Annotated in this window: 13 protein-coding genes; 6 read left to right on the top strand and 7 right to left on the bottom strand. The window is 42.6% G+C overall.

Annotation, left to right across the window (positions count from 1 at the left end; genetic code table 11):
- The first annotated feature begins 45 nt into the window (after positions 1 to 45).
- Positions 46 to 852, top strand: coding sequence for an exodeoxyribonuclease III (xthA, locus tag IQ211_RS14860; protein WP_189758949.1), 807 nt, complete (start codon positions 46 to 48; stop codon positions 850 to 852).
- A gap of 55 nt (positions 853 to 907) precedes the next feature.
- On the opposite strand, the gene IQ211_RS14865 is transcribed toward xthA, so the two are convergent.
- The 3 genes from IQ211_RS14865 to IQ211_RS14875 are packed head-to-tail and all read right to left on the bottom strand — an operon-like array spanning position 908 to position 4,485.
- On the bottom strand, positions 908 to 2,854 hold the full coding sequence (locus IQ211_RS14865) for a DNA topoisomerase III (RefSeq protein ID WP_189758948.1): 1,947 nt from the start codon (positions 2,852 to 2,854) through the stop codon (positions 908 to 910).
- Between the two features lie 4 nt (positions 2,855 to 2,858).
- Positions 2,859 to 3,902, bottom strand: coding sequence for a selenide, water dikinase SelD (selD, locus tag IQ211_RS14870; protein WP_189758947.1), 1,044 nt, complete (start codon positions 3,900 to 3,902; stop codon positions 2,859 to 2,861).
- 31 nt (positions 3,903 to 3,933) lie between these two features.
- Positions 3,934 to 4,485: an NAD(P)H nitroreductase gene (locus IQ211_RS14875; RefSeq protein WP_189758946.1), complete on the bottom strand. Its 552-nt coding sequence runs from the start codon at positions 4,483 to 4,485 to the stop codon at positions 3,934 to 3,936.
- 167 nt (positions 4,486 to 4,652) lie between these two features.
- Here IQ211_RS14875 and sppA point away from each other — a divergent pair, with 167 nt between their 5' ends.
- From sppA to pncA, 3 genes are all read left to right on the top strand, one after another.
- Entirely contained in the window at positions 4,653 to 6,530 is a 1,878-nt protein-coding gene (gene sppA / locus IQ211_RS14880; protein ID WP_189758945.1) for a signal peptide peptidase SppA, read from the top strand.
- Positions 6,531 to 6,639: 109 nt separating this feature from the next.
- Positions 6,640 to 7,659: an asparaginase gene (gene ansA / locus IQ211_RS14885; protein ID WP_189758944.1), complete on the top strand. Its 1,020-nt coding sequence runs from the start codon at positions 6,640 to 6,642 to the stop codon at positions 7,657 to 7,659.
- A 24-nt stretch (positions 7,660 to 7,683) separates the two neighbouring features.
- Positions 7,684 to 8,319 carry a bifunctional nicotinamidase/pyrazinamidase gene (pncA, locus tag IQ211_RS14890; RefSeq protein WP_189758965.1) on the top strand — a complete coding sequence of 212 codons (636 nt, stop codon included), beginning with the start codon at positions 7,684 to 7,686 and terminating at the stop codon, positions 8,317 to 8,319.
- A gap of 79 nt (positions 8,320 to 8,398) precedes the next feature.
- On the opposite strand, the gene IQ211_RS14895 is transcribed toward pncA, so the two are convergent.
- Together IQ211_RS14895 and msrB are read right to left on the bottom strand one after the other, a co-directional pair.
- Positions 8,399 to 8,680 carry a YeaC family protein gene (locus IQ211_RS14895; RefSeq protein ID WP_189758943.1) on the bottom strand — a complete coding sequence of 94 codons (282 nt, stop codon included), beginning with the start codon at positions 8,678 to 8,680 and terminating at the stop codon, positions 8,399 to 8,401.
- Positions 8,681 to 8,872: 192 nt separating this feature from the next.
- A complete protein-coding gene (gene msrB / locus IQ211_RS14900; protein WP_189758942.1) occupies positions 8,873 to 9,286 on the bottom strand; it encodes a peptide-methionine (R)-S-oxide reductase MsrB in 414 nt (137 codons plus the stop codon).
- Between the two features lie 342 nt (positions 9,287 to 9,628).
- Here msrB and gapA point away from each other — a divergent pair, with 342 nt between their 5' ends.
- The gene (gapA, locus tag IQ211_RS14905; RefSeq protein WP_189758941.1) at positions 9,629 to 10,624 is read left to right on the top strand and encodes a glyceraldehyde-3-phosphate dehydrogenase; all 996 of its coding nucleotides are present in this window, start codon (positions 9,629 to 9,631) and stop codon (positions 10,622 to 10,624) included.
- Positions 10,625 to 10,752: 128 nt separating this feature from the next.
- Positions 10,753 to 11,649 carry a D-hexose-6-phosphate mutarotase gene (locus IQ211_RS14910; RefSeq protein WP_189758940.1) on the top strand — a complete coding sequence of 299 codons (897 nt, stop codon included), beginning with the start codon at positions 10,753 to 10,755 and terminating at the stop codon, positions 11,647 to 11,649.
- 59 nt (positions 11,650 to 11,708) lie between these two features.
- On the opposite strand, the gene alr is transcribed toward IQ211_RS14910, so the two are convergent.
- Both alr and IQ211_RS14920 read right to left on the bottom strand, forming a co-directional pair.
- Entirely contained in the window at positions 11,709 to 12,776 is a 1,068-nt protein-coding gene (gene alr, locus IQ211_RS14915) for an alanine racemase (RefSeq protein WP_189758939.1), read from the bottom strand.
- 27 nt (positions 12,777 to 12,803) lie between these two features.
- Positions 12,804 to 14,105 (bottom strand): D-amino acid dehydrogenase, encoded by a 1,302-nt coding sequence (locus IQ211_RS14920; protein WP_189758938.1) that lies wholly within the window; start codon positions 14,103 to 14,105, stop codon positions 12,804 to 12,806.
- Positions 14,106 to 14,372: the final 267 nt, after the last annotated feature.

A 14,372-nucleotide genomic window follows, 5' to 3' on the forward strand; every position in this document is an offset into this window, starting at 1 on the left:
TGTTAATATTGAGAATAAGAATATTTTATAGGTGATTATAACAATATGAAATTTATATCATTCAATATTAATGGGTTAAGAGCACGTCATCATCAACTCACTGCCATTGTTGAACAACACCAACCTGATGTCATCGGATTACAAGAAATCAAAGTCCATGATGAAATGTTTCCTCTGGAAGAAGTCAGTAAGTTGGGTTATCACATCTTTTATCATGGTCAAAAATCGCACTATGGTGTCGCCCTGTTGACTCGCCAACAACCCGTAGATATCCGTAAAGGTTTTCCTACTGATGGCGATGATGCACAACGCCGCATTATTATGGCCGATATCGAAACTCCTCTTGGTTTACTCACGGTAATTAATGGCTATTTTCCGCAAGGGGAGAGCCGTGACCATCCGATTAAATTCCCTGCAAAAGAAAAGTTTTATCAAGATCTACTGTCTTACCTGGAAACTCACCATTCTCCAGAGTCACACATTCTGATTATGGGAGATATGAATATCAGTCCAACAGATCTCGATATTGGTATCGGAGAAAACAACCAGAAACGCTGGTTGAAAACGGGGAAATGTTCTTTCTTGCCAGAAGAGCGTGAATGGATGGAACGCTTAAAAAATTGGGGATTCATCGATACATTCCGTGCACTAAATCCCAAAGTCAATGACCAGTTTTCTTGGTTCGACTATCGTTCAAAAGGTTTTGATGATAATCGTGGGCTGCGCATTGATTTGCTGCTTGCCAGCCATCCGTTAGCAGAAAAATGTCTCTCTTCTGGTATCGATTATGCTATCCGCAGCATGGAAAAACCATCCGATCATGCCCCTGTTTGGACTGAGTTTAAGATATAAACAGCAATCATGAAACACAGCACCCCCAACTATGGTGCTGTGTCATCATTTCAGATTATCCCTGATTGGCTTGAGCTTTCTTTGTCCTGCTCTTACTGGATTTTGCCTGCTTTCCTTTCCCTTTTTTAACACCAGCGGGAACAGGGGGCAAATCCCTGAAAGCCATCAAATTACGATGCTGTTTTGCCTGCCAAATCAACTGCTGCAATGTTTCCTGAAGGGGGAACATAAAATCTTGATAACGGAATTGCTTTTCGCTGATTTGCGTCAACCGAGATTCCCAATGTGCAGTCATATCTGGCAATACCGCCATGTCCGGCAATACGTGAATTAACGCCCTGCCAGCCGGAGTCGCGTGAATATAGCGCCCTTTTTTGTACAGAAAGTCCCGTTTGAATAGCAGCTCAATGATCCCTGCTCGGGTCGCTTCCGTACCCAAGCCATCAGTGGCACGAAGCACTTTTTTTAGAGCTTTATCCTGCACAAATCGAGCTATACCAGTCATTGCAGACAATAGTGTCGCATCAGTGAAAGGCCGCGGAGGTTGTGTTTGTCTTTCCACCACTTCGCCTTTCTCACACAATAACTCATCTCCTTTAGCAACAACAGGTAATGGCGTGCCTTCATTCTCTTCATCCCGTTCCTTGTTGCCAAGCAGAGTCCGCCAACCCGCTTCTGCCAGAAAACGTGCCTTGGCGATAAATTTCCCACCAGCAATATCAAGTTCAATCGTACATTTCCGAAATACCGCATCAGGAAAAAACTGCATCAGGTATTGTCGCGCAATCAAGCTATAAATATGGCTTTCATTTTCGGTTAAATTGACCTGGCTACTGCGTGCAGTAGGAATGATGGCATGGTGAGCATCAACCTTCTTATCATCCCAACAGCGGTTCTTTTGCCCTATATCTAAAGCATCCTGCGGAAGCAAATGGGTAGCATGAGTCGAAATGGCATTCAGGACCGCATGACGCCCGACAAAATGTTCTTCCGGCAGGTAACGACAATCAGAACGCGGATAAGTGATCAATTTATGGGTTTCATAAAGCCGCTGACAAATGTCAAGGACATCCTGAGCGCTCAAACCAAAACGCTTGGCCGCTTCAATCTGTAAAGATGAAAGGGAAAAAGGCAATGGAGCCGTTTCTGATTCACGCTTATCCTGATAGGAAGTGACATAGGCAGGTTGTCCGGTAATACGTGCAACGACATGTTCAGCTAACGGCCGATGGATAATTCTCCCTTCTTCATCCTGAAAATCAATGCAAGATTCACTGGGTTGCCATAAAGCGGTAAATCGCTCTTCATTAGGGGTAACAATATGTGCTTTAACTTCAAAAAAGTCTTTTGGCACGAAATTTTCTATCTCTTCATCACGGCGCACAACCAAACCTAAAACAGGGGTTTGGACTCGTCCAACCGATAATACCCCCTGATAACCGGCATTTTTGCCTAATAAGGTGTAAGCGCGGGTCATATTGATGCCATAAAGCCAGTCTGCCCTGGCTCTGGCGAGCGCAGAAACACATAAGGGGATAAACTCCCGATTGCTCCTTAGCCGTTCAATCGCTTTCGCGACTGCCTGGGGATTGAGATCATTGATTAAGCATCGCTGGACATTGTGTTTTTTATCCATATCCAGAGCTAAAAAATCCAGCACTTCATCCACCAACAATTGCCCTTCACGATCAGGGTCACCTGCATGAACTATCTCGTTCGCTCTTTCCAACAGGGATTTAATTGTGTTGAGCTGTTTGGCCACGGCTGCCCGTGGCTTTAACTGCCATTTTTCAGGAATGATCGGTAAATCCGCCAATACCCAACGAGCATAACGGCTATCGTAAGCATCGGGTTCGGCCTGTTCCAATAGATGACCAACACACCAAGTCACAAACTGGTTATTACCACATTCGATAAACCCATCCCCACGTCGATGGGGCTTCGGTAAAACATCTGCGATAGCTCTCGCGAGGCTAGGTTTTTCTGCAATAAAAAGACGCATGTAATTATTCAAGAACTTCAATTAGTGCCCTGCCTGAGCTTGGCTCAGTCAGTTCACCAATGGCAAAAAAATCAATGTCGTGGCTTCGTGCAACGGCTTTCGCCTCTTCCACAGCATCCGGCAAAATCGCCAGCAATAAACCACCCGAAGTTTGTGGGTCACACAAGAGATGACGTTGATGGGGAGTCATCTTTCCAACCAAGTGCCCATAACTGTCAAAGTTGCGTCCCGTGCCTCCGGGTACACAACCTTTTTCGATATAAAAATCAACATCCGGCAATCTCGGAATTTGTGCAAATTTGACCTTCGCCTGAACGCCAGAACCTGTGCAAATTTCACTCAAATGCCCTAACAGACCAAAACCTGTTACATCCGTCATAGCGGTAACACCCTCAATTCCTGCAAAATCTGTCCCCGCTTTATTCAACTGGCACATGGTTTCTTTCGCAATACCTTGGTGTTTAAGTTGGAGCAACCCTTTCTTTTCCGCCGTAGTCAATACGCCAACGCCCAAAGGTTTAGTCAGAAACAGGAGACTACCTGCTTTTGCCTGATTATTACGCTTTACACGTTCAATATTGATAATGCCTGTCACTGCCAAGCCGAATATAGGCTCAGGGGCATCAATAGAATGCCCGCCAGCCAGGGAAATGCCTGCTTCCTGACAAACAGCCCGACCTCCCTCAATGACATTTTGCGCGATTTCCGGTGCCAGCTTATTAATTGGCCAACCCAAAATCGCAATCGCCATAATTGGTTTCCCTCCCATCGCGTAAATATCGCTAATGGCATTAGTCGCCGCAATACGGCCAAAATCAAACGGATCATCAACAATAGGCATAAAGAAATCCGTAGTGCTAATGATGCCTGTACCATTACCAATATCATACACAGCAGCATCATCACGGGTTTCATTGCCTACCAAAAGATTAGGATCGAAAAACTTTGCCTGTTCACTGTGCAAAATAGTTTCCAGCACTTTAGGCGAAATTTTGCAACCACATCCAGCACCATGGCTGTATTGAGTCAGACGGATTTCTGTTGACATTAGTCGCTCCAGTTAAGATGTCACTGACAAATTAGAAGTAACTGACAAAATTCGTCAAATCTGGCGTTGCAACTTTTGTAGGTGCCCTCAGTTCTGGGGTTCCTAAGTACAAGAATCCCACAATCTTGTCATTTTCCTCACATCCCAAACCGGCCTTAACAATGGGATCTTCTGTCCATGAGCCTGAACGCCATATGCCGCCAAAACCTTGGGTGATTGCAGCCATTTGCATCGCGTGAACGGCGCACCCCGCAGCAACCACTTGTTCCCATGCCGGAACTTTTGCATGTTCAACGACCTTAGCGATAACGGTAATAATCATAGGTGCTCGGTAAGGGGCATTTTTTGCTTTCTCCTCAACATCCTTGCCCAGCCCGCCTTCAATTGCTGCTTTTTCAAGAAGATGACTGAATTTATTTATACCTTCCCCTTCCATCACAATAAAATGCCAAGGACGTAAAGCCCCGTGGTCAGGCGCTCTCATTCCTGCTGCTAAAATATGCTGCAATTCATTACCTTTTGGGGCGGGGGTTGTTAAACGTGAAACTGAACGACGATTTAACAAAAGTTCCAAGGCATTCATTATTTTCTCCTAAATAAGATAATCTGTTTGAACTCACATTCTCTGTTTATTCGTTAATGAATGAAAGCATATAAACTGTTTTTTCAATCAATAACATGATTTCCAGCTGACATTTCCCAACGAGCTGATTAGGATAATCCCATTTAGATACTATAACCGGAGACAATATGCGCAAATTATGGCACTTCACAGCAGCATTATTTAAATGGAGTTGGAAACTCCTAAATTTTGTTCGCCAGTTTATTTTCAATCTTATTTTTGTTCTGTTGATTGCTGTTATCGTTGTTGGGGTTATCGTTTACCAGCAACAATCCAAACTTGACGATAACTATCACAGGGCATTGTATGTCAACCTATCTGGTATCGTTCTTGATCAAGTGACTGATCGCAGTCCATTTGAACAATTCACCCGAGATTTGGTTGGGTCATCCAGTGACAATTACAAAGAAACTTCCGTGTTTGACGTTGTTGACAGCATTCGCCGCGCAAAAAACGATCCCCAAATTACAGGCATGGTATTAAAGCTAACTGATTTCATCGGCGCAGACCAGACCTCTATGAGGTATATTGGCAAGGCTATCAACGAATTTAAAGCGACGGGTAAGCCTGTTTTTGCGATCGATGGTTCTTACAGCCAAGCACAATATCATTTAGCCAGCTATGCCGATAAAATATATTTATCTCCCCTCGGTACTGTTGATATCCATGGTTTTTCCACCAACCATTTATACTACAAGTCATTGTTGGATACGTTAAAAGTATCTACCCATATTTTCCGTGTGGGAACCTATAAATCAGCCGTTGAACCCATGCTACGTGACGATATGTCAAAAGAGGCACGCGAAGCTGACAGCCTCTGGCTCAACGAATTGTGGAACAATTACTTAAATACTATTGCCGTTAACCGACACATCCCTGCCGATCAGGTCTTCCCTGGCGCAGCAAACTTTCTCGAGAAATTCCGTAAAGCTGGCGGAGACTCTTCACTGTATGCATACCAAAACAAACTGGTGGACTATATTGAGCCACGCAGCGCCGTTGAAAAGGAAATGCGGGAGAAATTCGGTTGGAATAAAGAACAAAAACATTTCAATTACATCAGCATCTATGATTACATCAACCAAAAACCAGTACAAGATACAGACAATAAAGGCAATATTGCTGTCATTGTTGCTGAAGGTGCAATCTTAGAAGGCAAGCAATCACCAGGTATCGTTGGAAGTGACACTATTGTTGAACAACTGCATGCCGCACACTATAACCCCAACATAAAAGCGATCGTATTACGAGTAAACAGCCCAGGTGGCAGTATCAGTGCGTCCGAAATTATTCGTAATGAATTGGCAGCCATCCGAAATGACAAGACCGGAAATGCGAAACCTATTGTAGTTTCCATGGGCGGGACTACTGCATCAGGGGGTTACTGGATATCTACCCCTGCTAACTACATCATTGCTGATCCGGTTACCTTAACAGGCTCGATTGGTATTTTTGGTGCCATTCAAACCTTTGAGAAAAGCCTCAATTATATTGGTGTGAATACCGACGGTATTTCAACAACACCATTCGCCGATATTTCTGTCACTAAAGGTATCAACCAGACATTTTCAGATACAATGCAGCTCGCTATTGAAAATGGTTACCGTAAGTTTATTGGGCTGGTTGCAGTTGCCCGTAATAAGTCTGTGGATGAAATCGATAATATCGCTCAAGGGCGTGTTTGGAGTGGCATTGATGCCAAAAAGCATGGTTTAGTCGATCAGCTGGGTGATTTTGATGATGCCGTTAAAAAAGCCGCTGAGCTGGCAAAGGTCAAAGATGTATCACTGGACTGGATGCAACCTGAACTTTCATTCTCGGAAAAATTCATGCTGGGACTGACTTCATCAGCGCAAGCACTATTACCAAATACTTTGCAGTCAATGTTACCGGCTCCATTTGCTGAAGTCGCTCAAGATGTGCAAAAACAAGCTGCATTTTATAACAATATGAAAGATCCGCAGAATATCTACACATTCTGTCTGAATTGTGTCGATATTCGTTAAAATAATTGACTAAGTTTTCAACAGATTTAAAGCCTGATTTCACCATCAGGCTTTTTTTATTCTTGATACTCCCTATAATCCAGCTAAATGTTTTTATTGAGGCGTTATCATGCAGAAGAAATCGATCTATGTTGTTTACACTGGCGGTACTATTGGGATGCAACATTCCCCTAATGGATATATTCCCGTTTCCGGTCATTTACAGCAACAACTCGCCAAGATGCCAGAATTTCACCGTCCTGAAATGCCGACATTCACGATCCGTGAACACCAACCCCTGATTGATTCTTCTGATATGAGCCCTGATGACTGGAGCATTATCGCAAATGATATTTATCAGAATTATCATGATTATGATGGCTTTGTTATTCTGCACGGTACAGATACCATGGCTTTCACAGCGTCAGCACTCTCCTTCATGTGCGAAAACCTTAATAAACCCATTATTGTGACAGGGTCACAAATTCCTCTGGAAGCATTGCGTTCCGATGGACAAACCAATCTTCTCAATGCGCTGTATCTTGCAGCAAATTATCCTATTAACGAAGTCGGCCTGTTTTTTAACAATAAGTTATTTCGTGGCAATAGAACAATTAAAGCCCATGCAGATGGTTTTAATGCTTTTTCATCCCCTAACTGCCCCCCACTGATGGAAGCCGGAATAAATATTCGCACCTTCAAAACAAATCCTATACCGGTTAGTCACGGCGAATTTGTTGTGAATACCATCACACCACAACCGATTGGTGTCGTGACCATCTATCCGGGATTATCCAGTCAGGTGGTAGACAATATTCTCATGCAACCAGTCAAGGCGTTAATTTTACGCTCGTACGGTGTTGGCAATGCTCCGCAACGTGCTGATTTGTTACAAACGTTAAAGGAAGCAACCGAGAGAGGTATTATTGTGGTTAATTTGACACAATGTATTTCAGGCCGAGTCAACATGGAAGGCTATGCGACTGGTCACTCTCTGGCGGCATCAGGTGTTATCAGCGGTTATGACATGACTTTCGAGGCAACTTTAACAAAATTGCACTATTTATTAAGCCAATCTTATACTTCTGAAGAGATCCGCTATCTGATGCAACAAAATCTGCGGGGAGAATTGAGTTATGCTGATGAATAATAAACAGATGAGTCGAGAAATATGATGAAAACCGCATTATTACTTATCGATCTACAAAACGACTTTTGTACGGGGGGCGCCCTGGCTGTTAAAGATAGTGATGCAGTGATTGAAGTCGCAAATAATGTTATTGCACGATGTCAGGCAAACAATATCACTGTTATCGCCACTCAGGATTGGCATCCGGCTAACCATATGAGCTTTGCCGAAAATTCAGGACAAAAAGTGGGTGAATTAGGCGAACTCAATGGCATTCCTCAAGTATGGTGGCCGAATCACTGTATACAAGGAGAGTTTGGTGCAGAATTTCATCCTTTGTTAAATCAATCTGCTATTCAAGCAATTTTTCGCAAAGGTGAAAATCCCCAAATAGATAGCTACAGTGCATTCTTTGATAATGACCATAAAAGCAAAACCCACCTAGATGATTGGCTAACAGAGCAGAACATACAACGTCTGATTGTCATGGGTATCGCCACTGATTACTGCGTAAAATTTACTGTACTTGATGCCCTGACACTAGGTTATGAAACCTATGTCATTATTGATGGCTGCCGTGGTGTTAATATCCAGAAAGATGATAGCCAACAAGCACTTGAGGAAATGGCCAGAAAAGGGGCTAAATTAATTCCACAAAGTGAAATTATATCCATTTTATAACCTCCTTGAATCATTCATAAAATTAAAAAGAACCTCGTCCTTCAACAGAAATAGGGCGAGGTTCTTAATTCATGCCATTTCAATCTTCCGACTGAGGTTTTAATTTTGCAACCATGTCGGACTGAAATATAGCCTTTAACTCCTGCTTACTTTTTATGGCAATTTGGCCGTCTGTGCCAACCGTCATATGTTCAGGATCATGGTTATATTTTGCTTGCCAGAGCATCACCGCCTGTAAACTGTATTCTTTCTGTTCTGGCGTAAGTGGTACACCATCCTGCCATTTTCCCAGTTCAACAGCCTGAACTAATCGCTGATAAATTTCAGGAGTCATGGCGGAGAGTAAATCATCCAACTTCATCGAAATTTCCTTAATGGCTATATGCTCTATTTCACTACATATTTTACTTGTACGACTGTAAGCCGTCATGGTTATTATTAATATTATTGACCTTAAGAACCGTTAAGACGACTTTGTCAAAAAATAAGCTGAATCGTTTCTTTTTGGCTCATAAAGCCAACATTGCATTTAAATTCAGGGTATTCAATAACATTAGCCTGCCGTTTCTTCGCCTGTTTCTTTATCAACAAAACGCAGCGCTGCTGAATTAATACAAAAACGTTCTTCTGTCGGTTTCGGGCCATCAGGAAAGACATGCCCCAAATGTGCCTGACATTGGCTACAACGCACCTCTATCCGATGCATATTATGAGAATAATCATCAATATATGTGATAGAGCCATCACTAATCGGTTGGTAAAAACTTGGCCATCCACATCCAGAATCAAACTTCGTATCAGAAACAAATAATGGCTGGCGGCAACACAAGCAATAATAAATGCCATTTTTTTTGTTGTGCAGTAGTTTTCCTGAAAATGGCGGCTCAGTACCTGCTTCTTGCGTAACATAGCGCTGCATTGTACTAAGTTGTTCTATAGAAAGGGAAATATTTTGACTTTTAGTCATAATGACCACCTTTTAAGGTCAATATTTTCAATAAAATATCATCGGAAACAATCCAAAATTAACACCAAAATGTCAAAATGCATTCTAACCCATCCAACATAGCAATTTACTTTACTAATTGTGATAAGTCTCACATAACTAACCAATGGTAACTTTAAATATCTCCTTATACCCCGATAATGGTGTGCGTAGAGCTTGTTCCAGCTGTATAACAATCGTCTAGATAGTGATTCTTAAATTGATCTTTTTCAATTGTTGACACGATTCCGCTTGACGGCTGGCAAGATTTTGGTAACTTTAGAAACAACTTTTAATTCACTAAAAAATAGCTGGTGGAATACTATGACTATCAAAGTAGGTATTAACGGTTTTGGTCGTATCGGCCGTATTGTTTTCCGTGCTGCTCAAGAGCGCTCAGACATTGAAATCGTTGCGATCAATGATCTGTTGGATGCAGAATACATGGCATACATGCTGAAATACGATTCAACCCACGGCCGCTTCAACGGTACTGTTGAAGTTAAAGACGGTCAACTGGTTGTTAACGGCAAAACCATCCGTGTGACATCTGAAAGAGACCCAGCTAACCTGAAATGGAACGAAGTGGGTGTTGATGTTGTTGCAGAAGCAACGGGTATTTTCCTGACTGACGAAACTGCACGTAAACATATCGCTGCGGGCGCGAAAAAAGTTGTTCTGACTGGTCCATCCAAAGACAATACGCCAATGTTCGTTATGGGTGTCAACCACAATGCCTACGCAGGCCAGGATATCGTTTCCAACGCATCCTGTACCACTAACTGTCTGGCTCCACTGGCTAAAGTTATCAATGACAAATTCGGCATCATTGAAGGTCTGATGACTACCGTTCACGCAACAACCGCTACCCAGAAAACAGTTGATGGTCCTTCAGCAAAAGACTGGCGTGGTGGCCGTGGTGCAGCACAGAACATCATCCCATCTTCTACTGGCGCAGCAAAAGCAGTAGGCAAAGTTATCCCAGAACTGAACGGCAAACTGACTGGTATGTCTTTCCGTGTTCCTACTCCTAACGTTTCTGTTGTTGACCTGACTGCACGTCTGGCTAAACCAGCAACTTATGCAGAAATTTGTGACGCGATTAAAGCAGCCGCAGAAGGCGAACTGAAAGGTATTCTGGGCTATACTGAAGATGACGTGGTTTCCACTGATTTCAACGGCGAAAAACTGACTTCTGTATTTGATGCAAAAGCAGGTATCGCGCTGAACGATAACTTTGTAAAACTGGTTTCCTGGTATGACAACGAAACCGGTTATTCGAATAAAGTTCTGGATCTGATCGCTCACATCTCCAACTAATTGAGCTTTTATCCAATTTCAAAAGCCATCTGTTTACAGGTGGCTTTTATGTTTATATAACTAAAATATTGAGATATTCTTATTCCTTAGTTCAACGGCCAACTTAAGTTTACATAAGGTCATGACAGATGCTTGATAAAATTTTCTCATTACCGATTGTAGAGCAGCTCTCCCCTTATGTTAGCCAGCGAAACATGGACGATTTTCCGTTACTTGTTGTTTCCCATCCTAAAGCTCGCGGCGTGATCAGTCTTCAAGGTGCACACCTGATTACCTGGCAACCCAATAACGAAAAACCCGTATTATGGGTAAGTGATAACACTCTTTTCAGCGCAGGCACGGCTATTCGTGGTGGTATTCCCATCTGTTGGCCTTGGTTTGGTTCGTTTACAGCGCCCAACCATGGATTTGCACGGATACTTCCCTGGGAACTCAAAGCCCATGATGAGAATGAAAATGGCGTTATTTTGACGTTCACATTACAGGATAATGCATATACCCGTAAGTTGTGGCCACATGAATTCACGCTAATTGCCCGCTTTAAATTGGGGGAAACGTGTGAAATAGAATTAGAATCCCACGGTGAATATCAAGCCATGTGCGCTCTTCACTCTTACTTCAATGTAAGTGACATCAATCAAATTCGGGTTAGTGGGCTTGGTTCACATTTTATTGATACCCTCACCGATAGCGAGCAATATATTGATGAAGATTTAGCCTTCCACGGGAGAACAGACCGCATTTATACAGAATCAGACGATTTTAACCTGCTTAGAGATCCGCTATGGAAACGAACAATTGAAATACATCACTATCACCATAGCGAAGTAGTATGCTGGAATCCTGGCGCTGCACTTTCCAGTAGTATGAAAGATATGAGCAAAGAAGGTTATAAGAATATGGCTTGTATCGAAACCGCACGTATCAATAACCCATTACAGCCTAAGAATGGCAATCCTGACAGACTTTCTGTCATTATCCGCTGCCGTAAGTTCTCAGATAATAATCAGCCAAGTGGAATATAGAACAGGCATTTATTCCAAAACCAAGGATAAAATGCCTGAATGCTTTAAGATAGAAAGGATTAAACCATAGTGACAGGAACGCGCTTCGCTAAAGCGCACAACAGCTCGTAACCAATGGTTCCTGCCGAGTTTGCCACTTCATCTACGGGTAGATTTTCTCCCCATAACTCGACAATACTACCTATGTTTGCCTGAGGACACGGAGTCAAATCAACTGTCATCATATCCATTGATATAGCACCCAATAACCGGGTACGAACACCATCAACCATAACAGGCGTTCCCGTTGGGGCATGCCGCGGATATCCATCCGCATAACCACAGGCAACTGTACCGACACGCATGGGTTTTGGGGTTATATAGTGGCTGCCATAGCCAATTTTTTCCCCCTTGGGAAGTTCATGTACTGCAATGATTTCACTTTGTAGCGTCATGGCTGATTTCAACCCAATATCGGCAATATCACACCACTTTCCACTGGGAGATGCACCATAAAGAATAATACCTGGCCGTACCCAATCTTTATGTGTTTTCGGATGCCATAACACAGCACCAGAATTCGCCAAGCAGTGAGGCAGTGAATTCATTTGCAAACATTCAATAACCGCGAATTGTTCATCAATACCCATTTCGTTATCCGAATTGGCAAAATGAGTCATTAAAGTCACTGATTTAATATTTTTAACCTTCCTCGCCATTGAAACTATCTGTGGATACTCTTTTGGGGTGAATCCCAATCGATTCATACCACTATTGAGTTTCAAATAGATATCAATGGGAGCATCTAAATAAGTTTTTCCTATCTCATCCAGCTGCCAATGACTATGCACTACCGTTGTCAAACGGTATCGATTGATAATCTGCAAATCCGCGGGTTTGAAAAAACCCTCCAATAGCAAGATTGGCCCTTGCCATCCCTGCTCCCTTAAATAAATAGCTTCATTCATGTCAAGCAGTGCAAATCCATCTGTCTGCATGAGTGATTGCCATATTCTGTCCAATCCATGCCCATACGCATCCGCTTTTACTACCGACCAAATTTTACTGTTACCCACCATTTGACGAATAACAGACAGATTATGGCGAAATGCATCGAGATGGATCGTTGCCAAAATAGGACGTGGCATGACGACCTCTTCTTATAGTTTATTAATTTATGCTGTGTGTAAATGAGGCTTCATTGAAAACACTTTTATATTAAAGCCATCAATGTATCTGAATACAGAGAGATCATCTGCCGCAATATCGGGCTTTTTGCCTGAAATTAAATCAGCCAGTAACTTCCCTGAACCACAGGCCATCGTCCAACCTAGTGTTCCATGTCCCGTATTTAAATAAAGATTTGCATATTTGGTTGGCCCAACAATAGGGGTACCGTCCGGAGTCATAGGACGCAACCCCGTCCAGAGTGAAGCCTCCATCATATTGCCCCCATTGTGGTATAGATCCTGTACAACCATTTTCAACGTTTCACAACGATTCTGGAGGACATTCAAATTAAATCCGACCACTTCTGCCATGCCCCCAACGCGAATACGATTATCAAAACGCGTAATGGCGATCTTGTAAGTTTCATCCAGCACAGTTGAGACAGGTGCTTTTGATTCGTCCATGATTGGCATCGTCAATGAATAACCTTTCAGCGGATAAACCGGAATTTTAATCCATTCTTTTAATAGTTCAGTGGAATAAGATCCCATCGCTACCACATAGTGATCCGCCGTCATGATACCATCATCACATTGAACACCCGTGACTTTATTTCCATCCACCAAAATCCGTTTAACTTGCTTATTGAATACAAACTGCACACCAATATCTTCAGCCATTTTGGCCAGAGCTTTGGTAAAAAGCTGACAATCACCCGTTTCATCATTTGGTAATTGCAACCCGCCAGTCAGTTTATGAGAAGCATTAGCAAGCGCTGGCTCCACTGTAGCTAATTGCTCAGCAGTCAATAATCGATAAGGAACGCCCTCTTGCTGTAACACTTTGATATCATTGGCAGCATTATCAAATTGTTTGGTGGTTCTGAACAATTGCAGGGTTCCCCCCTGACGTCCTTCATATTGGATCCCCGTGTCGGCCCTTAGCTGTTTAATACAATCCCGGCTATATTCTGCCAAACGTACCATTCTGCTTTTATTCATCGCGTAATGGCTTGCATCACAATTACGCAGCATTTGCCACATCCAGCGTAACTGAAACAGGGAACCATCGGGGCGAATAGCTAAAGGTGCGTGACGTTGAAACATCCACTTTATTGCTTTTAGTGGGATACCTGGAGCTCCCCAAGGGGTTGCATACCCTGGTGAGATTTGGCCGGCATTGGCGGCACTAGTTTCTTCCGCAGCACTATTCTGGCGATCAATTACGGTAACTTCATGGCCTGCTTGTGCAAGATACCATGCGCTGGTTACGCCAATAACACCGCTGCCTAAAATAAGGACCTTCATTTTACCCCCTACTGGCAAGTGATATTTGCAAGCATAATATGCTAAACATAAAAAGCCAATACAGAATAATAGACTATGACACAATTAATTAACTTTTAGGATTTAAGTCACATTTACATGACAAAATATAAAAAACACATTCCTTCAATAACCGTATATTTTTAATATAAAATCATTTAAATCAAATAATTAAATAAGATAAAAATACTGCTTACCCCATTAATTTCTGCTTATTAAGGTGATTTTTATGGCAAAAAACAAACATTT

This window comes from Xenorhabdus griffiniae, assembly GCF_015163655.1.
In the GTDB taxonomy this organism is placed as follows: domain Bacteria; phylum Pseudomonadota; class Gammaproteobacteria; order Enterobacterales; family Enterobacteriaceae; genus Xenorhabdus; species Xenorhabdus griffiniae.

What these genes read in the sequence shown, in the direction of transcription:
- sppA (WP_189758945.1), top strand. Translation starts at nt 4,653, where the DNA reads ATGCGCAAATTATGGCACTTCACAGCAGCATTATTTAAATGGAGTTGG.
- ansA (WP_189758944.1), top strand. Translation starts at nt 6,640, where the DNA reads ATGCAGAAGAAATCGATCTATGTTGTTTACACTGGCGGTACTATTGGG.
- IQ211_RS14895 (WP_189758943.1), bottom strand. Translation starts at nt 8,680, where the DNA reads ATGAAGTTGGATGATTTACTCTCCGCCATGACTCCTGAAATTTATCAG.
- xthA (WP_189758949.1), top strand. Translation starts at nt 46, where the DNA reads ATGAAATTTATATCATTCAATATTAATGGGTTAAGAGCACGTCATCAT.
- alr (WP_189758939.1), bottom strand. Translation starts at nt 12,776, where the DNA reads ATGCCACGTCCTATTTTGGCAACGATCCATCTCGATGCATTTCGCCAT.
- gapA (WP_189758941.1), top strand. Translation starts at nt 9,629, where the DNA reads ATGACTATCAAAGTAGGTATTAACGGTTTTGGTCGTATCGGCCGTATT.
- selD (WP_189758947.1), bottom strand. Translation starts at nt 3,902, where the DNA reads ATGTCAACAGAAATCCGTCTGACTCAATACAGCCATGGTGCTGGATGT.
- pncA (WP_189758965.1), top strand. Translation starts at nt 7,684, where the DNA reads ATGAAAACCGCATTATTACTTATCGATCTACAAAACGACTTTTGTACG.
- IQ211_RS14875 (WP_189758946.1), bottom strand. Translation starts at nt 4,485, where the DNA reads ATGAATGCCTTGGAACTTTTGTTAAATCGTCGTTCAGTTTCACGTTTA.
- IQ211_RS14910 (WP_189758940.1), top strand. Translation starts at nt 10,753, where the DNA reads ATGCTTGATAAAATTTTCTCATTACCGATTGTAGAGCAGCTCTCCCCT.
- IQ211_RS14865 (WP_189758948.1), bottom strand. Translation starts at nt 2,854, where the DNA reads ATGCGTCTTTTTATTGCAGAAAAACCTAGCCTCGCGAGAGCTATCGCA.
- msrB (WP_189758942.1), bottom strand. Translation starts at nt 9,286, where the DNA reads ATGACTAAAAGTCAAAATATTTCCCTTTCTATAGAACAACTTAGTACA.
- IQ211_RS14920 (WP_189758938.1), bottom strand. Translation starts at nt 14,105, where the DNA reads ATGAAGGTCCTTATTTTAGGCAGCGGTGTTATTGGCGTAACCAGCGCA.